The organism is Pseudomonas sp. Bc-h (assembly GCF_002080045.1).
Lineage (GTDB): Bacteria > Pseudomonadota > Gammaproteobacteria > Pseudomonadales > Pseudomonadaceae > Aquipseudomonas.
Map to the genome: position 1 here is coordinate 80,891 of NZ_MUIN01000005.1, position 19,022 is coordinate 99,912.

A 19,022-nucleotide genomic window follows, 5' to 3' on the forward strand; every position below is an offset into this window, starting at 1 on the left:
TCACAGGATCAAATCACGCAGTTCATCAGGCATCGCGCCCGGTTTTTGAATGGCCGCAAGGTCCGCATCAGCAAGTGCGTTCCAGGCGTCCTCATCCCACAGTTGAAACTTGTTCAGCTGGCCTACCAGCATCACTCGCTTATCGAGCTTGGCGTATTCACGCAAACGTGGCGGCACCAGAAAACGCCCACTGCCATCGAGCTCCAGATCAACCGCATTACCGATCAACAGTCGCTGCAGACGACGGTTTTCTTCGCGAAATGTGGCGAGTTCACGCAATTTGGCTTCGATCAATTCCCATTCCGGGAGCGGATAGATGCACAAGCATGGATCGACGGTATCAATGGTCACGATAAGTTGGCCGGCGCTACGCGAATCCAGCTCGTCACGGTACCGGCTCGGCATAGCGAGACGGCCCTTTGCATCGAGATTGATTGCGTTTGCACCACGAAACACAGGCGCGCTCTCCGAATATTATCTTTTTGCGCTCAAAAAACCCACTTCACGCCACTTTCCGCCACTTGCGCACACTATAGGAATGCGCCCACCACACCGTCAAGGCGACTTCTTAAGGAAAACCCTTACAGGACGGAGATTTAGGAGGGGTAATGCAGGAGTTTTGGAAAAATTCGGATCGTTCCTACAGATAAATCCGAGGAAGGTCAGAAAGATAACGTTCGAAGTTAAAGTGTTTTGTGAGGTTTAAGATTTTTTCGGTATTACGAAAGGGTTTCTGCGAGAGAAAAAGCAGAGGTGGGAAAAGGTGGAGAGTCGATCTGTAAGCCGGGTTCTGTCGAGGACAGTCATTCCTCTACGATGGCCATCACTGGACATCTTTAGCAACCTACCCGGTTCCAGCGCGGGCCACGCCTTGGAACCCTATTTGGTCTTGCTCCGAGTGGGGTTTACCTAGCCACGAACTGTTGCCAGACGTGCGGTGCGCTCTTACCGCACCTTTTCACCCTTACCGGCACCGAAGTGCTTAGGCGGTTATTTTCTGTGGCACTTTCCGTAGGCTCGCGCCCCCCAGGCGTTACCTGGCACTCCGCCCTATGGAGCCCGGACTTTCCTCCCCCCTTCATTGCGGAACAATGAAAGGCAGCGACTGTCCAATCGACTCTCCGCCGCCAAGGTTAATGGCAGGGCGGCCCGAGAACAAGCATTAATAAGCCGTTCGCGCATTTAGATGCAGGGCTGACGGGCCCGACTCACTCGCCCTTCTGTTTCTCCAGCGCTACTTGATAAAGCAGATTCTTGCGCACTCCGGTGATTTCCGCCGCCAGTGCTGCCGCACGCTTGAGCGGCATTTCCTCCAGCAGCAGGTCCAGCACGCGACGGGCTTCGGCGCCGATTGCATCCTCGCCTTCAGGCTCGCTCCACCCAGCCACCAACACCACACACTCTCCGCGCTGCTGATTGCTGTCGCCTTCCACGAACGCACGCAATTGGCCCAGCGGCAAGCCTTTGAGCGTTTCGAAGGTCTTGGTCAGTTCACGCCCCAAAACAGCGGGACGATCAGCACCGAAGACGCCCTCCATATCCTGAAGACATTCGAGAATACGATGCGGTGCCTCATAGAAGATCAGCGTGCGCGGCTCTTCCTTCAACAACTCGAGGCGAGCCTTGCGCCCCACCGCCTTGGCTGGCAGAAAACCCTCGAAGATGAAGCGATCGGATGGCAGCCCGGCTGCCGAGAGCGCCGCGATCAGAGCACAGGCGCCGGGGACCGGAACAACCTGGATACCGGCAGCTCGCGCCTGGCGCACCAAGTGATAGCCGGGATCTGAAATCAACGGAGTCCCCGCATCGGAGATCAGCGCCACATCGTCGCCCGCCAGCAAACGCTGAATAAACCGACTGCCTTCTTCACGCTCGTTATGCTCGTGACAGGCGGCGAGCGGCGTCGCTATGCCGAAATGTTGCATCAGCCGTAATGAATGGCGGGTATCTTCGGCAGCAATCAATGCAACCTCACGAAGCACCTTCAAGGCACGCACGCTCATGTCATCCAGGTTGCCAATCGGCGTGGCCACCACATAAAGCGAGCCTGTAGTGGAATTCAAAGCACCTGGAGCAGTCAAAGCGCACACCTCATGTTCGGTAAAAGCCTGCATTGTACAGATTCAGGCAAAGCACACAGGGAGATTGAGAAATGGACGAACACATCCGCTCACATACCGATACGACCGCCCGCCGACAGGGAAAATCACTGACTAAGGCGCACATTTGCGCCTCAAGCCGACCAATATCGCTGCTTTAACGCCTACAACATCGCGCCCCGGCCAGTGCTTGGGTACAATTCCACGCTAATTTGCTCGAGAATCAGGAACATACACATGATCGCTTGCCTGCGGCTGTTCTCTGCCCTCTGCCTGGCTGCCCTGTTGGCCGCTTGTGCCGGTTCGCCCTCTTCCAGTCTTGGCGAACTGCCACGCACCCCTGACGCCAGCATCGAGCAGTTGCTCGAACAAGCCGCTGCTGCCAAATCGCCCGACCAGGCCGCCTTGCTGCGACTGACGGCTGCCGATCTGGCCGCACGCCAAAACAACCCAAGCCGCGCGGCGAGCATTCTCGAGCAGGTCCAGATGGATCAACTCAAGACCGACAAGCAGATTTACGCCAACACCCTCTCCGCTGAGCTGGCACTGGGTCGCAGTCAGCCGAAAGCCGCGTTGACCGCCCTCAACCATCCAAGCATGCAGCATCTGGGTGAAATGCCGGTCGATCTGCAGACCCGCACCCACACCGTCCGTGCTCGCGCACTGGAAGCCGATGGCCAGACCCTCGCCGCTGCGAGCGAACGCGTGTTCATGGGGCCGCTGCTGCAGGGCGATGCTCTGACCGCGAACAACGATGCGATCTGGACGTTGGTCGCGGCATTACCACCTGAACAACTGCAAAGCACAGCCAACGACGACATGGGCGGCTGGCTCAGCCTGGCTCGTGCGGTCAAAGGTGCCGGCACGCTGGAACAGCAGCAGGCTGCCATCGACAACTGGAAAGCGCAGAATCCGCAACACCCTGCCGCACGTCAGCTGCCTACCCCCCTCGCCCAACTGCGCGAACTGAAAAGCGAACCGCTGACCAAGATCGCCCTGCTGCTGCCACAGGATGGCCCACTTGCCTCGGTAGCCCGCGCCCTGCGTGATGGCTTCATGGCCGCACACTATCAGGCGCAGCAAGCCGGTCAGAAGCCACCTGCAATCGAGGTGTTCGACAGCTCCCGCGTGACTTCGATGGACGCGTTCTACGCTCAAGCCAAAGCCGCTGGCGTACAGATGGTCGTCGGGCCGCTGGAAAAACCACTGGTCAAACAGCTGAGCACGCATCAGCAACTGCCGATCACCACACTGGCGCTCAACTACAGCGACGCCACCGCGCAGGGTCCTGCCGAGTTGTTCCAGTTCGGCCTCGCCGCCGAAGACGAAGCCCGCGAAGTCGCTCGTCGCGCCTGGGCCGATGGCAAGCGCAGCGCCGTGGCGATGGTGCCGAAAGGCGAATGGGGTGATCGCGTACTCGACGCCTTCCGTCAGAGCTGGCAAGCCAAGGGCGGCACGCTCCTCGGCGTAGAACGCATCGATCAGCCGGTCGCACTGGCTCAGCAAGTCGCCGACCTGTTCCAGCTGCGCAACAGCGAAGGCCGCGCGCAACGCCTGCAGAGCACCACTGGTGCGCAAGCGGCTGCACAGCCGACTCGTCGTCAGGACGTCGACTTCATGTTCCTGGCAGCGACTCCTCAACAAGCTCAGCAGATCAAACCGACCATGGTCTTCCAGTACGCGGGCGACGTTCCGGTATACGCCACCTCCCACCTGTTCACCAACAGCGGCGATCAGGCGATGTACAACGACCTGGCCGGCGTACGCTTCTGCGAAACCCCTTGGCTGCTCAATGCGAACGACCCGTTGCGCCAGCAGGTGACCGCGCAATGGCCACAAGCGGGCGGCAGCCTGGGCCGTCTGTATGCGATGGGCATCGACGCCTATCGTCTGGCACCGCGCCTGACGCAACTCAAAACCCTGCCTGACAGCCGCATCGACGGCTTGTCCGGAAGCCTGGCCATCGGTCAGGGTCAGCGCATCGAGCGTCAACTGCCTTGGGCACAGTTTGTCGACGGCAAGGTCCAGCGCCTGCCGGACACCGCCCCTTGATCTCAGACAACACGCGACAAATCGCCGGGCGCGAGGCTGAAGCCTGCGCCCTGCGGCACTTGCAACAACAGGGTTTACAGCTGATCACGCAGAACTGGTCATGCAAACGCGGCGAGCTTGATCTGGTCATGCTCGACGGCGATACAGTAGTATTCGTCGAAGTTCGCTATCGGCGCCACGCTGGATGGGGTGGCGCGCTGGAAAGCGTCGATTTTCGCAAGCAGCAAAAGCTTACTCTGGCCGCACAATGGTTTCTGCAGACCGAGTCGAAATGGGCGGATTCTCCGTGCCGGTTCGACGTCGTCGCAATCAATGGCGACCCAGGCACCGAGCCTGCGCTGAGCTGGTTACAGAATGCGTTCGACAGCTGAAGCCGCTTCACTCGCGAGAGCTACCGCGCCGATGCACACACCACCCACAGCGTTTTTTTTGCTCTTTGCTTTGCGGGCTGCACAGTTTTGTGCCGGGAAGCCGATGACTTGTTTCACACGTCGCCCGACCAGCCGCCCCTATTAAGGTTTTCATTGATGGACATGCAATCCCGAATTCGCCAGCTTTTTCAGGCCAGCATCGATACCAAGCAACAGGCGATGGACGTTCTTGCACCGCACATCGAGCAAGCCAGCCAGGTGATGGTCAACGCCCTGCTCAACGAAGGCAAAATGCTTGCGTGCGGCAACGGGGGTTCAGCCGGCGACGCACAACACTTCTCGTCCGAGTTGCTCAACCGCTTCGAGCGCGAGCGACCGAGCCTGCCAGCCATTGCGCTGACCACTGACACATCGACCATTACCTCGATTGCCAACGACTACAGCTACAACGAAATTTTCTCCAAACAGATCCGCGCCCTTGGCCAGCCGGGCGATGTGCTGCTGGCGATTTCCACCAGCGGCAACTCCGCCAACATCATCCAGGCCATCCAGGCCGCGCATGACCGGGAAATGATTGTCGTTGCCCTGACCGGTCGCGACGGTGGCGACGTTGCCTCGCTGCTGCTGCCTGAAGACGTGGAAATCCGCGTCCCGGCCAAAATCACCGCACGTATCCAGGAAGTCCACCTGCTGGCGATCCATTGCCTTTGCGATTTGATCGACAGCCAATTGTTCGGGAGTGAAGAATGATATCCAAACGTCTCAGCCTGCTGGCCCTGACGCTCTGCCTGGGCATCAGTGGATGCAGCTCGGTGATCAATGCCAGCCGCGAAGCACCGATCGACGATGATCGCGGCACGCGCACCTTCGGCAGCAAGATCGACGACTCGCTGATCGAAACCAAGGTCGCGGTGAACATCGCCAAAGCCAGCCCTGACCTGGACAACAACTCGCACATCGTCGTGACCAGCTTCAACGGCATTGTGCTGCTGGCTGGCCAGACGCCACGCGCCGACCTCAAGCAACTGGCAGAGCAGACCGCAAGCCAGGTGCAGAAGGTCAAGAAGGTCAATAACGAACTGCAAGTGATCGCGCCGTCTTCGATGCTCGCCCGCAGCAACGATGCCTGGCTGACCAGCAAGATCAAGACCGAAATGCTTACCGACAGCGCCATCCCGGGCTCGCGGATCAAGGTCGTGACCGAAAACGGTATCGTCTATCTGCTCGGCTTGTTGACCCAGGCGGAAGCCACCCGCGCGACCAACCTGGTACAGGGCGTTTCTGGCGTGCAGAAGATCGTGAAGCTGTTCGAGTACATTGATTGATTGATCCTTAGCAATCCGGTTTGCCGGCGGTGGCTCTCTCGAAATCGCCACCGCCGGCACGCCGGACTGCTACAGGAGCAAGGTGTTTCGGACACAAAAAAGGCGATCCCTCGGGATCGCCTTTTTCGTTGCTGCGCAGTCGACTACTTGACCACTTTCAGACTTGGCCGGCCGCTTGGGCGCGGTGGCTCGTCATCCGGTGGCGGCATGTCGTCGTCCACATCCAGGTCTTCATCGTCATCCACAGCGGGCTCCAGATCGAAGACCATGCCCTGGCCGTTCTCACGGGCATAAATACCCATGACCGCAGCGACAGGCACGTACAGGCTGTGCGGAACGCCACCGAAGCGGCCTTCGAAGCTCACCGCGTCGTTATCCATGTGCAGGTGGCGCACGGCGCTTGGCGAGATGTTGAGGACGATCTGCCCATCATTGGCAAAACCTTGCGGGACTTGTACCGCCGGGTATTCGGCATTGACCAGAATGTGCGGCGTGCAATCGTTATCCACGATCCACTCATACAGAGCGCGGATCAGATAGGGGCGACTGGAGTTCATCGAACGGTTCCTTAGGCCTTTAGCGCATGTCGCGTTCGGCACCAGACAGACTTGCCTGAAATGCCTCGCGCGCAAATTGGCGCTCCATATAATCAAGCAGCGGCTTGGCAGGCCGCGGCAACTCGATACCCAGAATCGGCAGGCGCCAGAGTATGGGCAATAGACAGCAATCGACCAGACTTTGCTCGTCACTGAGGAAAAAAGCTTTTTCCGCGAACAGTGGCGACACGCCGGTCAGACTTTCGCGCAGCTCCTTGCGCGCCTGGACGCGAGCAGCTTCTTTGCTGCGCGGGTCCAGAATGAGATCCACCAGCCCGCACCAGTCGCGCTGGATCCGATGGATCAGCAGACGACTGTTGGCCCGAGCCACAGGGTAAACCGGCAGTAAAGGCGGATGCGGGTAACGCTCATCCAGGTATTCCATGACAACCGTCGACTCGTACAACGCCAGGTCACGATCGACCAGGGTAGGCACGCTGCCGTACGGATTCACCTCGATCAGTCTGGCCGGATGACGGCCCTCAACAACATCGATGATCTCGGCGCTGACACCTTTCTCGGCGAGCACAATGCGCACGCGATGGGAATAGTGGTCGGCGGGGTCGGAGTAACAGGCCAACCGATTGGTCACGCCCATGGCGGTCCTCCTCGCTTGTTAAAATTTCGAAAGCAGAAAAAACGAACGCGCCCTGAAGGCGCCTCCGGCAACATCCACAATGAGCGGGTGTTCGTCGCGGGCGACAAGATAGCTCATTTACTCGAAGTAAATTCTGCAATCTTTCGCCCGCCACTATACCCGCTCTGCGTCCATTACCCGAACGAGGCTCTCCAGAGCGCGTTCCGTCTACAGCAGGACAGATGATCTGTCAGTGCACATCCTTCCAGTATTCGCGCTTGAGCAGGTACGCGAAGATGAACAGCACGGCCAGATAAAGCAGCACATAGGTGCCGATGCGCTGGTGTTGCAGCTTGACCGGATTCGCCGAGTAGGCGAGGAAGGTCACCAGATTCTTGATCTTCTCGTCGAACTGCTCTTCGGTGAGCGTGCCGGTCTTGGGCACGATGGTCAGTTGATCGCACGCCTCGTGAGTCAACGGCGAGCCGGTCAGCGGGTCATATTGCTTCTTCCCATCTTCCTCCACCTGCACTTGCTTGCAACCGATTACCTGACGCCCCTGCAGCCCTACCAGCACGTTAGGCATACCCACGTTGGGGAAAACCTTGTTGTTTACGCCCCAGGGCCGCGCAGGGTCCTCGTAGAACGAACGCAGATAACCGTAGAGCCAGTCGGTGCCGCGCACGCGCGCCACGAGAGTCAGGTCCGGCGGTGCCGCCCCGAACCAGGCCTTGGCATCGGCTGGCTGCATGCCGGCGACCATGTGATCGCCGATCTTGGCGCCGGTGAACACCAACTTGTCCAGCATCAGCTCATGAGGAATGCCGAGATCGTCCGCGACCCGCTCATAACGCTGGAACTTGGCGCTGTGGCAACCCATGCAATAGTTGACGAAGGTTCGCGCACCATCCTGCATGGCAACCTTGTCGGCAACATCGATGTCGACACTTTCCAGTTCCGGGCCACCATGCTCGGCGGCGAAAGACAGGATGGGCAAGGCAGCGAGAATAAAAACAGCCAATAGCTTTTTCATCAGCCAGTCACCCTTTCCGGAACCGGTTTCGTCTTCTCGAACCGTGTGTAGAACGGCATCAGAATGAAGTAGGCGAAGTACAGGAACGTACACACCTGCGACAGCAACGCGCGTCCGGGGCTGGGTGGCAGAACCCCCAGAATCCCAAGAATCACGAAGGCCACACAAAACACCAGCAACCAGATTCGGCTGAGCCAGCCTTTGTAACGCATGGATTTGACCGGACTTCGGTCAAGCCACGGCAGGACGAACAGCACCGCAATCGCGGCCCCCATGGCCATCACCCCCATGAGCTTGTCCGGGATGGCGCGCAAGATCGCGTAGAACGGCGTGAAGTACCAGACCGGCGCGATATGTTCCGGCGTCTTGAAGGCGTTGGCCTGCTCAAAGTTGGGCTTCTCGAGGAAATACCCGCCCATTTCCGGAAAGAAGAACACGATCGAACAGAAGATAAACAGGAACACCACCACTCCGACGATATCCTTGACGGTGTAGTAAGGGTGGAAGGCAATTCCGTCCAGCGGCTTGCCGTTTTCATCCTTGTGCTTCTTGATGTCCACGCCGTCTGGGTTGTTGGAGCCCACTTCATGCAGCGCGAGTACGTGCAGGACCACAAGCCCGAGAATCACGATAGGCAGCGCCACCACATGCAGGGCGAAGAAGCGGTTCAGGGTAATGCCCGAGATCAGGTAGTCGCCACGAATCCACTGAGTCAGGTCGTTGCCGATGACCGGAATCGCACCGAACAGCGAGATAATCACCTGAGCGCCCCAGTACGACATCTGCCCCCATGGCAGCAGGTAGCCCATGAAGGCTTCTGCCATCAGCGCCAGGTAGATGAGCATGCCAAAAATCCACACCAACTCACGCGGCTTCTGATACGAGCCGTAGAGCAGACCGCGGAACATGTGCAGATACACGACGATGAAGAAGGCCGAGGCGCCGGTGGAGTGAAGCAGGCGCAGGATCGAGCCGTACTCGACATCGCGCATGATGTATTCGACGGACGCGAACGCCTCCTCCGCCGAGGGCGTGTAACTCATCGTCAGCCAGACGCCGGTGACGATCTGGTTGACCAGCACCAGCAGCGCCAGCGAGCCGAAGAAGTAGAAGAAGTTGAAGTTCTTGGGGGCGTAATACTTGCTGAGATGGTCTTCCCACATGGAGGTCGCAGGGAAGCGCGCATCGATCCAGTCCATGAATTTGCTCATTACGCTTTCTCCTGATCGACACCAATGACGATGATTGAGTCCGACTCGTAGGAATGCGGCGGCACTGGCAGATTCAGGGGTGCAGGTTGCGCTTTGTAGACGCGCCCAGCCAGGTCGTAATGGGAGCCGTGACAAGGACAGAAGTAACCGCCTACCCAGTCTTTACCCAGGTCTGCGGGAGCCACTTCGGGGCGGAACGTGGGCGAACAGCCCAGGTGGGTGCAGATGCCGATCAGCAAAAGCAGCTCTGGCTTGATCGAACGAACCACAGGGTCAACGTAGGCAGGTTGAGTGGAGTTCTTGGATTCGGGATCGGAGAGCTGGGCGGTGATCTTGCCCAGATTGGTGAGAATTTCCGGCGTGCGGTGAACGATGAAGACTGGCTGACCTCGCCATTCAGCAATCATCTGCTGACCGGGCTCGATCTTGCTGATATTGACTTTTACGGGGGCGCCAGCCGCTTTGGCTTTGGCACTGGGAAACCATGACCCCACGAACGGGACCGCAGCCCCCACCGCTCCTGCTGCGCCAACCACCGAAGTGGCCGCGACGAGGAAGCGACGCCGGCCTGCATTCACGCCGTCATTGCTCATTCCGTCCTCTCCCATCAGCTTTTAGAGGCCCGCTTGGTCAGGCTTCTCTTTGAATTATTTTTCTAGCTGTCAAAAAATCCTGCCGAATGGTAATCAAAGCCCCTTATGGTCGCAAGGGCATTACCTTTTGGCGAAAACGGGGAGGCCTTATAGAACGGGGCATCCACGGATGAGTCGTGTCGTCACACCCAATAATAGACGCCCATAAAAAAACGCCCAGTTCCAATTGGAAACTGAGCGTTCTTTTTGAACGAAAAGCGAATTAACGCTTCGAGTACTGCGGACGCTTACGCGCTTTACGCAGACCGACTTTCTTACGTTCAACTTCGCGAGCATCGCGAGTAACGAAGCCTGCTTTGCGCAGAGCGCTACGCAGAGTTTCGTCGTACTGCATCAGAGCGCGGGTGATACCGTGGCGGATTGCGCCAGCTTGACCACTCACACCACCGCCGATGACAGTGACGTAGATGTCGAATTTTTCGACAGTCTCGGTCAGTTCCAGCGGCTGGCGAACTACCATGCGGGCAGTTTCGCGACCGAAGAACGTGTCCAGGGAGCGGTTGTTGATGGAGATGTTACCGGTGCCCGGACGCAGGAAAACGCGAGCGGTTGCGGTCTTGCGACGGCCAGTGCCGTAATTTTGAGTCGCCGACATAATGAACTATTCCGTTAAAACTTCAGTTCTTGGGGCTGCTGAGCAGTATGTGGGTGTGCAGCGCCCGCATAGACTTTCAGCTTACGATACATGTCGCGACCCAGCGGGTTCTTAGGCAGCATGCCTTTGACCGCGGTCTCGATCACGCGCTCAGGAGCTTTGGCGATCAGCTTTTCAAAGTTGATCGACTTGATCCCGCCCGGGAAACCGGAGTGAGAGTAGTAGATCTTGTCGGTGGTTTTGGCACCAGTAACACGGATTTGCTCAGCGTTGATCACGACGATGTAGTCGCCAGTGTCGACGTGCGGAGTGTATTCCGGCTTGTGCTTGCCACGCAGACGGCTCGCGATTTCCGTGGCCAGACGACCCAGGGTCTGGCCAGCAGCGTCGACGACGAACCAGTCGCGCTTTACTGTTTCCGGTTTAGCGGTAAAAGTTTTCATTCTTTATAGCCTCAAAGGCCGCCCTGAAAAATAGACGGCGGAGCATACTCATTAGTACGGTCTTTGACAAGTCAAAGGCCGCCGGGCACGAACGCTATAGGGGGCTCGGGTCAGCGCGTTCGATCGCAGCGGTATCTTCTGGCGCGGGGCATCACTCCCACGACAAAGAGACGCGGAATTATGCAGATTGCGAAAAAAATTTCAACCTGCTTTTATGGCTCTTTTAAACAGGAGAGCCAGATGGACTATCGCAAACTGGGCAGAACCGACCTCAAGGTCAGCGCAATCTGCCTCGGCACGATGACCTGGGGCGAGCAAAACAGCGAGTCCGAGGCCTTCGCCCAGATCGAACGCGCCAAGGCGGCGGGTATCAATTTCATGGACACCGCCGAGATGTACCCGGTCCCGCCCAAGAAAGAAACCTACGCCAGCACCGAAACCATTATCGGCAACTGGTTCAAGAAAAGCGGTGATCGCGCCGACTGGATCCTCGCCAGCAAGATCGCCGGCCCCGGCAACGGCATCGATTACATTCGTGACGGCCAGCTGAAATTCAACCGCGATCATATCGTTGCCGCCGTGGATGCCAGCCTCAAGCGCCTGCAGACCGACTACCTCGATCTTTATCAACTGCACTGGCCAGAGCGCAGCACCAATTTCTTCGGCAAGCTGGGCTATACCCACAGCGATGAGCAGTTCACGCCATTGCTGGAAGTACTCCAGGCGCTGGACGAACAGGTCAAGGCCGGCAAGATCCGTCACGTGGGCCTGTCCAACGAAAGCGCGTGGGGCGCCATGAAGTTTCTGGCTGAGTCCGATAGCCACGGGCTGACCCGCCCGGTGTCTATCCAGAACCCGTACAACCTGCTCAACCGCAGCTTTGAGGTGGGTCTGGCAGAAGTGGCCATTCGTGAACAATGCGGTCTGCTGGCCTACTCGCCCATGGCGTTCGGCATGCTGTCCGGCAAATACGAGAATGGCGCTCGCCCGGCAAAAGGTCGTCTGAGTCTGTACAGCCGCTTCACCCGCTACTTCAACCCGCAATCGGAAGCGGCTTGCGCCCGCTATGTCGCGCTGGCCCGTGAACACGGTCTGGATCCGGCACAGATGGCGCTGGCGTTCGTGACCAGCCGTTCGTTCGTGACCAGCAACATTATTGGTGCGACGACGCTGGAGCAGCTGGACAGCAACCTGGCGAGCGCCGAACTGGTGCTGTCCGCGGAAGTGCTGGCGGGTATCGAGGCGATCCACAAGGATCAGCCCAATCCTGCGCCGTGAAGAGTCTCTAACGAACGCTGACTGAACCCTCTGTAGCGGCCCGGGTTGCCGGCGGTAGCGATTTCAAACAAGCCGCCGCCGGCAAGCCGGACTGCCACAGGGATTTGTATCGATCCAACAGATCCAAGCCTTGCCCTCACAGAGCCCGCGCAATGATCTCCTTCATGATCTCGTTGGTCCCCGCATAAATCCGCTGCACCCGCGCATCCGCCCAAGCCCGGGCAATCGGGTATTCCCACATGAAACCGTAACCACCATGCAACTGCACGCACTCATCGAGCACCTTGCATTGCAGATCGGTAGACCAGTACTTGGCCATCGCGGCGGTCGGCACGTCGAGCTTGCCCTCCAGATGCAACTCCAGACAGCGATCGATGAAGGTGCGGCCAATCTGCACTTCGGTCGCGATTTCCGCCAGTTTGAAGCGCGTGTTCTGAAAATCGACGATGGCCTGACCGAATGCCTTGCGCTCGCGGGTGTAGTCCAGGGTCCATTGCAGCGCAGCCTCCGCCGAGGCAATCGCGCCGATGGCGACGGTGAGTCGCTCCTGAGGCAATTCCTGCATGAGGTACGCAAACCCCATACCGGCCTGGCCCAATAGATTCTCCTTGGGCACGCGGACGTCCTGAAAGAACAATTCCGACGTGTCCTGCGCTTTCATGCCGACCTTCTCCAGGCGCTTGCCCTTCTCGAAGCCCGGCGTCCCCGCCTCCACCAGAAACAGGCTAGTGCCCTTGGCGCCCGCCTTGGGATCGGTCTTGGCGACCACGATCACCAGATCCGCCAGAAACCCGTTGGTGATGAAAGTCTTCGAGCCGTTTATGACGTACTCGTCGCCATCAAGCACGGCGGTGGTTTTTACACCTTGCAGATCGGAGCCCGCGCCAGGCTCGGTCATGGCGATGGCCGTGACCAACTCTCCGGAGACCATTTTCGGCAGGTATTTGAGCTTCAGCGCTTCGCTGCCGTAATGAAGGATGTAGGGCGCGACGATGTCCGAGTGCAGGGAAAATCCGATGCCGGTCAGACCCAACCGGTAGATTTCTTCGATCACCACAGTGGTATAGAGGAAGTCCGCCGCCATGCCGCCGTACTCTTCCGGCAGGTGCGAACACAGCATGCCCTGCTCCCCTGCCTTGTTCCACAGTGCACGGTCGACATGCCCCTGCTTCTCCCACTGCGCATGAAACGGCGCCGCTTGCTGCTCGAGAAACTTGCGGACGCTGTCACGGAAAAGCTCGTGCTCGGAGCTGAAGAGTGTTCTTGGAAGCATGGGACACCTTGGCGTGGAGGGATTGTCGGACACAATGGTCCGCTGAGCGTATGCCGAGCCAGTTGACGACGACACTGGACACATCAGACAAAAAATAAGACGATCACGCCGTTGCTTGACCACTTTCCCATATAAGAACAACAGATTATGTCTACTCAACAAAACGTGCCGTTGCGGCGCGTCAGCATCCTCGCGATTGACGGAATCTTCGCTTCCACCCTCACCCAGGCCAAAGACTTCTTCCATCTGGCCAGCCTGCGCTATGGCAAACAGTTGGGCCAGGGCCTCAAACCCGCTTTCGAGACGCGATTGGTCAGCCCCGACGGACAACAGGTGCGCAGCTTCAGTGAAGTGGTGTTGCCAGTCGACGGCGCGCTGGAAAACGCCGACATCATCATCCTTCCGGCCTTCGTCGACAATTTCGACACCCTGCGCGAACGCTATCCACAGATCCTGCCCTGGCTGCGCGAACAGCACGCTCGAGGCGCTGTACTCTGTGGAGAAGCCAGCGGCGTCTTCTGGCTGGCCGAGGCAGGCCTGCTGGACGGCAAGGAAGCCACCACCTACTGGCGCTTCTTCAATGAGTTCGCCGAGCGCTTCCCGAAAGTACTGCTCAATCAGGAAAAACACCTGACCGATGCCGACAACCTGTACTGCGCTGGCGGCACGATTTCGGCGTGCGACCTTTACATCTACCTGATCGAGCGTTTCTGCGGGGCCAACGTCGCGCAGACCGTGGCCCGAGACATTCTGTATGAAGTGCAGCGCAGCTATGCGCCAGGTCGCATGGGGTTTGGCGGCCAGAAGCTGCATCAGGACGTGATCATCCTGCAGATCCAGCATTGGCTGGAGGAACACTTCGCTGACAAATTCCGCTTCGAAGATGTCGCCCGCGAACACGGCATGAGCATTCGCAATTTCATGCGCCGCTTCCAGACCGCCACCGGAGACAAACCGCTGCATTACCTGCAACGCCTGCGTATCGAAACCGCCAAGGGCCTGCTCTCCGGTTCACGCAAAAGCATCAAGACCATCAGCTACGAAGTCGGCTACGACGACGCCAGCTTTTTCGCACGGCTGTTCCGGCAACACACCGACCTGTCGCCAAACCAGTACCGCCAGCAGTTTCAGCAGGCGGCCTGAGCGGTCTAGGCGATTCTCAGACAACGTGTGCGCTACATAGCTATGACCTTCCTGCCAGCCCTCTTCAGTAGCCTGATTCTCATCACGCCACGCTGAAGAGGACCGGTCAGGATGACCATCGGATCAAGCTACGATTACCCCGCCAAGATAGCCAGACACTTTGCCGCCCAACCCCATTCGGGCTGGGCCGCACGTTTCCCCAACCCACCCGACCTGTGCTTCGACTACCGCAAGTTGCTTGAACAGCCCGGCGGTATCGCCAGCGCCCGCCCTACACCTCACAGAATTTGCATCGTCGGTGCCGGGGTCACCGGGCTGGTGGCCGCTCGCGAACTTCTGCGCTGCGGGTTCACCGATGTCACGCTGATCGAGCAGTCCCGTCGTATCGGTGGGCGTCATCTGACGATCACACGCCCAACTGCCGAGGGCGATGCCCCCACGACGCCCTTCGAAATGGGCGCCATGCGCATGCCATTTTTCAATACCCACGATGAGGCACCCAAAGAGGGACGCTCATTGATGGCGTACTACTCACAGTTGTTCGATCTGAAAATCTCCGACTTCCCCAACCCCGGCACTCCTGCCGTCAACGCAACCGGCATCTATCTCCAGGAGGGTTTACTGGCAGACGCGCAAACGCCCGAGCTGCTGATCTGGAATAACCCCGAAGGTCACACTCCGCCGCCTACTGAACAGCTGCAGACCGTATTCAACAAGTGGCAAGCCTTCGCCCACCGAATGACGCGTCAAGTGGCTGCGGTCTATGGCAGCAGTCAATGGGAGGCCATGTGGGCAGCCATCGTCGAGCATTACCAGGCCCTCTCTTTTCGCGACCTGGTCAAGCTCGCGCCTCTGACGCAATGGAGCAAGAAAGACCCCGGAAATTTCGGCGGCTTGGGGATGACGCCCGAAGAGTCGAGAATCTTCTACTCCATTGGCATCGGCGACGGCAGTTGGGGGGCGTTCTACGACGTCTGTAGCCTTTATCCGATCCGCACCGCGATCTTCGGCTTCAGCAGCCATCTACAACTGGTTCATGGCCGAGTGGATAATAACGGCCTGCCGCTGGCATCTCCCCTTTTGGACGCGGGCACGGTGCGCGACAGCCAGGGGCTGGCGTTCGAAGCCCCTCGGTATATCGGTCTCGCAGCATTGGATGAATGCTTGCTGTATATGCCGATAGACGAGACTCGGTCTTCGTTTTATCAACACAGTCTGGAGCGTGAAGCGGGGCTGCTGATGAATTCCTGCGTGACGAAACTCAGCAAACAGGCAGACGGAAGGACGCGGGTGCATGTTGAGTCGCAAACCGGTGACAGCAATTGCTCGAGGTTTGACGACTTCGACTCGGTCATTCTGACGCTGCCCTCCTGGCTCATCGAAACTCAGCTTCAGCTCGAGGGGTATTCGAAATCGGAACTGCCCTACTCCATTGTCAATGCCTACAAAACGGCGCACTGGGAAACCAGTTGCAAGGTCTATGCGCCTCTCAAGAAGACCTTTCTCTCAAATAACTCAAAGATCCCTCAGATATTGGTCACAGACAGTTTCGTGCATGACGTTTACATGTACCGCTACAACGACCGTTACCCGGACGACTGCATTTTATTGAGTTACACCTGGGAGGATGACGCGACCAAACTCGCATCATTCGCGGACAAGGAACTTGTGCAGAAATGCATGGATGAACTTGATCGTATTCTGATGAGTTGCGGCAACATCCAGGAACGCCTTTCACCTTTCATCGACGCTGAGCAAGCCGTTGTGCAGCGCTGGGTCACGGACCGCAATGCGCTCGGTTGCGCCAAGCTCTACCGGGCGGGCACCTACCACGACGCGGTGAGCCTGATGAGCTATAACCGCGAATACGGCGCGCAATCGGGACTGTATCTGTCGGGCGAGTCCTTTTCGGTCGATGCCGGCTGGACGGAGCCGTGCCTGCGTGGCGCTGTGGACGCGGTCATTCATATTTGTGACAAGACCGGCGCGCAGTTCAATGGCGGTTTTTCGATGAATGACTATCCGCACTATCAGCTGCCAACTAACGCTTCTTAGTCCGCCAACTAACCGCGATCGGCTTTTAATCAAAAGCCGATCCAGACAGCCCACTACTAAACCAACTAACAAACCAACTACACAGCCAACAAGAATTTTCCTATAGGAATCTCAGAAACGGCCTGCTTGAGCAATTCGAATGAATATCGGCCTAATGAAAACGCCATTCAAACGAATAATAAACAGGCCAAACTCATGCATGCAGCAAAATCCGTCAGTCCCGTCCGCGTTGCCGTTATCCAGTGCGATCCACAATCCGGAGCGGAAAACCGCGAGCGCAACATGGCGCTCAGCCTGAGCCTCGCACAGCAAGCAGTGGAAGGCGGCGCCAATCTGATCGTGCTCCCCGAGCTATCGAGCACCGGTTACACCTTCCAGACCCGCGAACAGGCGTTCCTCCACGCAGAAGCGGTCCCCGAGGGCGCGAGCGTTCAAAAGTGGATCAGCTTCGCCCGTGCCAACAATGTCTATCTCGCTGCCGGCCTGGTCGAGCAGGCCGGCATGAAGCTATTCGACTCGGCCGTACTGGTGGGGCCTGAGGGTTTCATCGGGGTGTATCGCAAGGCGCATCTGTGGAATCAGGAGAAGCTCTGGTTTTCGCCAGGGGATCTGGGGTTCCCGGTCTTCGAAACGCCCATCGGCCGCATCGGCCTCTTGATCTGCTGGGACATCTGGTTTCCAGAGGTGCCGCGGCTGCTGAGCCAGCAAGGTGCGGACATCATCTGCAGCCTGAACAACTGGGTCTGGACGCCGCCTCCGCTGTTCGATGAGGCCGGCCGGTGCATGGCGAGCTATCTGACCATGACCGCGGCACACGTCAACAACGTATTCATCGCCGCAGCCAACCGGGTCGGGACTGATCGTGGAGAACGCTTCCTCGGCTGTTCGCTGATCGCCGGCACCAACGGCTGGCCGCTCGGGCCTGTGGCCGATGCCGAGCAGGAAACCATCCTTTTCGCCGACATTGACCTGAGCAGCACTCGCAGCGCGCCTATCTGGAACGACCTCAACGACCTGCACCGGGATCGCCGCGCGGACCTGTACGACGCCATGCTCGGCTACACCGGCCATCCACAACTGCCACGCTGAGGAGCCGGTCATGAACAATGCCTTTCGCCGGGAATATGACCGGCACGTGCGTCGACAGATCTTCGGCTCGTTGCTCGCCGTTTCCGGCCTGCTCACAGCCATCACCCTTTCTGTCATCAGTGGTCTGTGGCTGGTGCGAGAGCTTGAACTACAAACTGCGTGGCCGAGCTACAACGACCTTGCTCAGAACCTGCATCTGCCAGCGTCCTGGTGGCGCTGGCTGGTCGGGGATATCAGCGAGTTCGCCTTTTACAAACACGAGTTCGCCTCCATCGGCTTGCTGGCCGGTGCGGCACTGGCGTATTTCGGCAGTCGCAACAGCAAGGCCTGGGCAGGCTTCCCCATCTGCTACGGCACGGGGTTGTGGCCATGGCTTGCCATCAGTTCATTGCTGGGGCTGTTGCTGAGTAACCTGCTCTGGGGCTGGACGCTGTCGGAGCAAAGCTGGCAGCCCACCTTCGTCGCCTTCGTTTCCCTGCCAGCAGCGATGGTGCTGCTGTTCGGTCGAGGCTGGCGGGTGGCGGTCACCGGCGCGCTGCTGGGTGCGATTCTGGTCACACCGACGGCATTGCTGATCGTCAACCATGTCTGCAAGCCCATGGAGTTGCCTGCGGTTGTCGGCAATGTGCTGGGCATGGCCCTGGCCAGCGTCATCGCGTTTCTGCTGTGCCGCTGGTTTCCTCAGTTAGTACGCGGCCGGGAATCCACGAGCGACCAAGCCAGCGTTTCGACTATTTCATCGCCTGCGCCGACCTACGGAGCCTGGTGGACAGTGCGCCGCATCCTGGCTGACTTTTCCGAGGCGCCGTTCTTCGGCAACGAGCTGGCAAGCCTGGGATTGCTGCTGGGGGTGCTACTGGCCTTTGTGATCAACCCGGACAGCCCCGCGTATGGCTCCGGTCTGCTACCGGCAATTATCGCAGGGCAGTTCCTGAGCGCGGCCATAGGCGTGCTGATATGGCGCACGCAGTGGATTCGTCTCGGCTGGTACCCGACCTACATTCCGCTGGTTTCGGTAGTACCCGCCGCTGTCTTGATCCATGGCGCGGGTTTATCGGTAATCCTGTCGAGTGCCTTGCTCGGGGCGCTGATCGCGCCGCCCCTGGCCACGGCAATTGCCGCCCGTTTGCCAACATACATGCATGCTTACATCGCCAACGTTTTGTCGATGGCCTTCAGTACACTGTTGATCGTGCCCTTGGCAGGCGCATTGCAACAGTGGGTCTAAG

Annotated in this window: 19 protein-coding genes and 1 other RNA gene; 9 read left to right on the plus strand and 11 right to left on the minus strand. The window is 58.6% G+C overall.

Annotated elements, in window-relative coordinates; all coding sequences use genetic code 11:
* The 3 genes from mraZ to rsmI form a co-directional block, all read right to left on the minus strand.
* Nucleotides 1-456, minus strand: coding sequence for a division/cell wall cluster transcriptional repressor MraZ (gene mraZ / locus BWR59_RS09155; protein ID WP_037017349.1), 456 nt, complete (start codon nt 454-456; stop codon nt 1-3).
* Between the two features lie 307 nt (nt 457-763).
* Nucleotides 764-1,121, minus strand: an RNA gene (rnpB, locus tag BWR59_RS09160) — RNase P RNA component class A.
* 87 nt (nt 1,122-1,208) lie between these two features.
* Entirely contained in the window at nt 1,209-2,114 is a 906-nt protein-coding gene (gene rsmI / locus BWR59_RS09165; protein ID WP_081565328.1) for a 16S rRNA (cytidine(1402)-2'-O)-methyltransferase, read from the minus strand.
* Nucleotides 2,115-2,336: 222 nt separating this feature from the next.
* Here rsmI and BWR59_RS09170 point away from each other — a divergent pair, with 222 nt between their 5' ends.
* The 4 genes from BWR59_RS09170 (at nt 2,337) to BWR59_RS09185 (ending at nt 5,847) form a co-directional block, all read left to right on the plus strand.
* Nucleotides 2,337-4,151 (plus strand): penicillin-binding protein activator, encoded by a 1,815-nt coding sequence (locus BWR59_RS09170; RefSeq protein ID WP_081565329.1) that lies wholly within the window; start codon nt 2,337-2,339, stop codon nt 4,149-4,151.
* Entirely contained in the window at nt 4,148-4,522 is a 375-nt protein-coding gene (locus BWR59_RS09175) for a YraN family protein (RefSeq protein ID WP_081565330.1), read from the plus strand. The genes BWR59_RS09170 and BWR59_RS09175 overlap by 4 nt, the downstream gene beginning before the upstream one ends.
* Nucleotides 4,523-4,678: 156 nt before the next feature.
* On the plus strand, nt 4,679-5,272 hold the full coding sequence (locus BWR59_RS09180) for a phosphoheptose isomerase (RefSeq protein WP_081565331.1): 594 nt from the start codon (nt 4,679-4,681) through the stop codon (nt 5,270-5,272).
* Nucleotides 5,269-5,847 (plus strand): BON domain-containing protein, encoded by a 579-nt coding sequence (locus BWR59_RS09185; protein WP_081565332.1) that lies wholly within the window; start codon nt 5,269-5,271, stop codon nt 5,845-5,847. Before BWR59_RS09180 ends, BWR59_RS09185 begins: the two co-directional genes overlap by 4 nt.
* 143 nt (nt 5,848-5,990) lie before the next feature.
* Here the strand turns inward: BWR59_RS09185 and BWR59_RS09190 are convergent, their stop codons facing one another.
* The 7 genes from BWR59_RS09190 to rplM all read right to left on the minus strand — a co-directional run bounded on the left by BWR59_RS09190 (nt 5,991) and on the right by rplM (nt 10,955).
* A complete protein-coding gene (locus BWR59_RS09190; RefSeq protein WP_081565333.1) occupies nt 5,991-6,404 on the minus strand; it encodes a ClpXP protease specificity-enhancing factor in 414 nt (137 codons plus the stop codon).
* A 19-nt stretch (nt 6,405-6,423) separates the two neighbouring features.
* Complete coding sequence (locus BWR59_RS09195) at nt 6,424-7,041, minus strand: glutathione S-transferase N-terminal domain-containing protein (protein ID WP_081565334.1); 618 nt, start codon at nt 7,039-7,041, stop codon at nt 6,424-6,426.
* Nucleotides 7,042-7,270: 229 nt separating this feature from the next.
* Nucleotides 7,271-8,053, minus strand: a complete 783-nt coding sequence (locus tag BWR59_RS09200) for a cytochrome c1 (RefSeq protein WP_081565335.1) — start codon at nt 8,051-8,053, stop codon at nt 7,271-7,273.
* Nucleotides 8,053-9,264 carry a cytochrome bc complex cytochrome b subunit gene (locus BWR59_RS09205; RefSeq protein WP_081565336.1) on the minus strand — a complete coding sequence of 404 codons (1,212 nt, stop codon included), beginning with the start codon at nt 9,262-9,264 and terminating at the stop codon, nt 8,053-8,055. The genes BWR59_RS09200 and BWR59_RS09205 overlap by 1 nt, the downstream gene beginning before the upstream one ends.
* On the minus strand, nt 9,264-9,857 hold the full coding sequence (petA, locus tag BWR59_RS09210; RefSeq protein ID WP_081565337.1) for a ubiquinol-cytochrome c reductase iron-sulfur subunit: 594 nt from the start codon (nt 9,855-9,857) through the stop codon (nt 9,264-9,266). The genes BWR59_RS09205 and petA overlap by 1 nt, the downstream gene beginning before the upstream one ends.
* A gap of 262 nt (nt 9,858-10,119) precedes the next feature.
* Nucleotides 10,120-10,512 carry a 30S ribosomal protein S9 gene (rpsI, locus tag BWR59_RS09215; RefSeq protein WP_081565338.1) on the minus strand — a complete coding sequence of 131 codons (393 nt, stop codon included), beginning with the start codon at nt 10,510-10,512 and terminating at the stop codon, nt 10,120-10,122.
* A 14-nt stretch (nt 10,513-10,526) separates the two neighbouring features.
* Complete coding sequence (gene rplM, locus BWR59_RS09220; protein ID WP_019693576.1) at nt 10,527-10,955, minus strand: 50S ribosomal protein L13; 429 nt, start codon at nt 10,953-10,955, stop codon at nt 10,527-10,529.
* A 240-nt stretch (nt 10,956-11,195) separates the two neighbouring features.
* On the opposite strand from rplM, the gene BWR59_RS09225 reads away from it, so the two are divergent.
* Nucleotides 11,196-12,233 (plus strand): NADP(H)-dependent aldo-keto reductase, encoded by a 1,038-nt coding sequence (locus BWR59_RS09225; RefSeq protein WP_081565339.1) that lies wholly within the window; start codon nt 11,196-11,198, stop codon nt 12,231-12,233.
* A gap of 136 nt (nt 12,234-12,369) precedes the next feature.
* On the opposite strand, the gene BWR59_RS09230 is transcribed toward BWR59_RS09225, so the two are convergent.
* A complete protein-coding gene (locus tag BWR59_RS09230) occupies nt 12,370-13,506 on the minus strand; it encodes an acyl-CoA dehydrogenase family protein (RefSeq protein WP_081565340.1) in 1,137 nt (378 codons plus the stop codon).
* A 246-nt stretch (nt 13,507-13,752) separates the two neighbouring features.
* On the opposite strand from BWR59_RS09230, the gene BWR59_RS09235 reads away from it, so the two are divergent.
* The 4 genes from BWR59_RS09235 to BWR59_RS09250 all read left to right on the plus strand — a co-directional run bounded on the left by BWR59_RS09235 (nt 13,753) and on the right by BWR59_RS09250 (nt 19,021).
* Entirely contained in the window at nt 13,753-14,649 is an 897-nt protein-coding gene (locus BWR59_RS09235; protein WP_178111222.1) for a GlxA family transcriptional regulator, read from the plus strand.
* A 111-nt stretch (nt 14,650-14,760) separates the two neighbouring features.
* A complete protein-coding gene (locus BWR59_RS09240) occupies nt 14,761-16,704 on the plus strand; it encodes an FAD-dependent oxidoreductase (protein WP_081565342.1) in 1,944 nt (647 codons plus the stop codon).
* Between the two features lie 195 nt (nt 16,705-16,899).
* Nucleotides 16,900-17,793, plus strand: coding sequence for a nitrilase family protein (locus BWR59_RS09245; RefSeq protein WP_081565343.1), 894 nt, complete (start codon nt 16,900-16,902; stop codon nt 17,791-17,793).
* Between the two features lie 10 nt (nt 17,794-17,803).
* Nucleotides 17,804-19,021 (plus strand): hypothetical protein, encoded by a 1,218-nt coding sequence (locus BWR59_RS09250; RefSeq protein ID WP_230981983.1) that lies wholly within the window; start codon nt 17,804-17,806, stop codon nt 19,019-19,021.
* Nucleotide 19,022 lies beyond the last annotated feature (1 nt).

What these genes read in the sequence shown, in the direction of transcription:
- BWR59_RS09195 (WP_081565334.1), bottom strand. Translation starts at nt 7,041, where the DNA reads ATGGGCGTGACCAATCGGTTGGCCTGTTACTCCGACCCCGCCGACCAC.
- BWR59_RS09240 (WP_081565342.1), top strand. Translation starts at nt 14,761, where the DNA reads ATGACCATCGGATCAAGCTACGATTACCCCGCCAAGATAGCCAGACAC.
- BWR59_RS09225 (WP_081565339.1), top strand. Translation starts at nt 11,196, where the DNA reads ATGGACTATCGCAAACTGGGCAGAACCGACCTCAAGGTCAGCGCAATC.
- rplM (WP_019693576.1), bottom strand. Translation starts at nt 10,955, where the DNA reads ATGAAAACTTTTACCGCTAAACCGGAAACAGTAAAGCGCGACTGGTTC.
- rpsI (WP_081565338.1), bottom strand. Translation starts at nt 10,512, where the DNA reads ATGTCGGCGACTCAAAATTACGGCACTGGCCGTCGCAAGACCGCAACC.
- BWR59_RS09185 (WP_081565332.1), top strand. Translation starts at nt 5,269, where the DNA reads ATGATATCCAAACGTCTCAGCCTGCTGGCCCTGACGCTCTGCCTGGGC.
- petA (WP_081565337.1), bottom strand. Translation starts at nt 9,857, where the DNA reads ATGAGCAATGACGGCGTGAATGCAGGCCGGCGTCGCTTCCTCGTCGCG.
- rsmI (WP_081565328.1), bottom strand. Translation starts at nt 2,114, where the DNA reads ATGCAGGCTTTTACCGAACATGAGGTGTGCGCTTTGACTGCTCCAGGT.
- BWR59_RS09250 (WP_230981983.1), top strand. Translation starts at nt 17,804, where the DNA reads ATGAACAATGCCTTTCGCCGGGAATATGACCGGCACGTGCGTCGACAG.
- BWR59_RS09190 (WP_081565333.1), bottom strand. Translation starts at nt 6,404, where the DNA reads ATGAACTCCAGTCGCCCCTATCTGATCCGCGCTCTGTATGAGTGGATC.
- BWR59_RS09205 (WP_081565336.1), bottom strand. Translation starts at nt 9,264, where the DNA reads ATGAGCAAATTCATGGACTGGATCGATGCGCGCTTCCCTGCGACCTCC.
- BWR59_RS09245 (WP_081565343.1), top strand. Translation starts at nt 16,900, where the DNA reads ATGCATGCAGCAAAATCCGTCAGTCCCGTCCGCGTTGCCGTTATCCAG.
- BWR59_RS09230 (WP_081565340.1), bottom strand. Translation starts at nt 13,506, where the DNA reads ATGCTTCCAAGAACACTCTTCAGCTCCGAGCACGAGCTTTTCCGTGAC.
- BWR59_RS09200 (WP_081565335.1), bottom strand. Translation starts at nt 8,053, where the DNA reads ATGAAAAAGCTATTGGCTGTTTTTATTCTCGCTGCCTTGCCCATCCTG.
- BWR59_RS09180 (WP_081565331.1), top strand. Translation starts at nt 4,679, where the DNA reads ATGGACATGCAATCCCGAATTCGCCAGCTTTTTCAGGCCAGCATCGAT.
- BWR59_RS09170 (WP_081565329.1), top strand. Translation starts at nt 2,337, where the DNA reads ATGATCGCTTGCCTGCGGCTGTTCTCTGCCCTCTGCCTGGCTGCCCTG.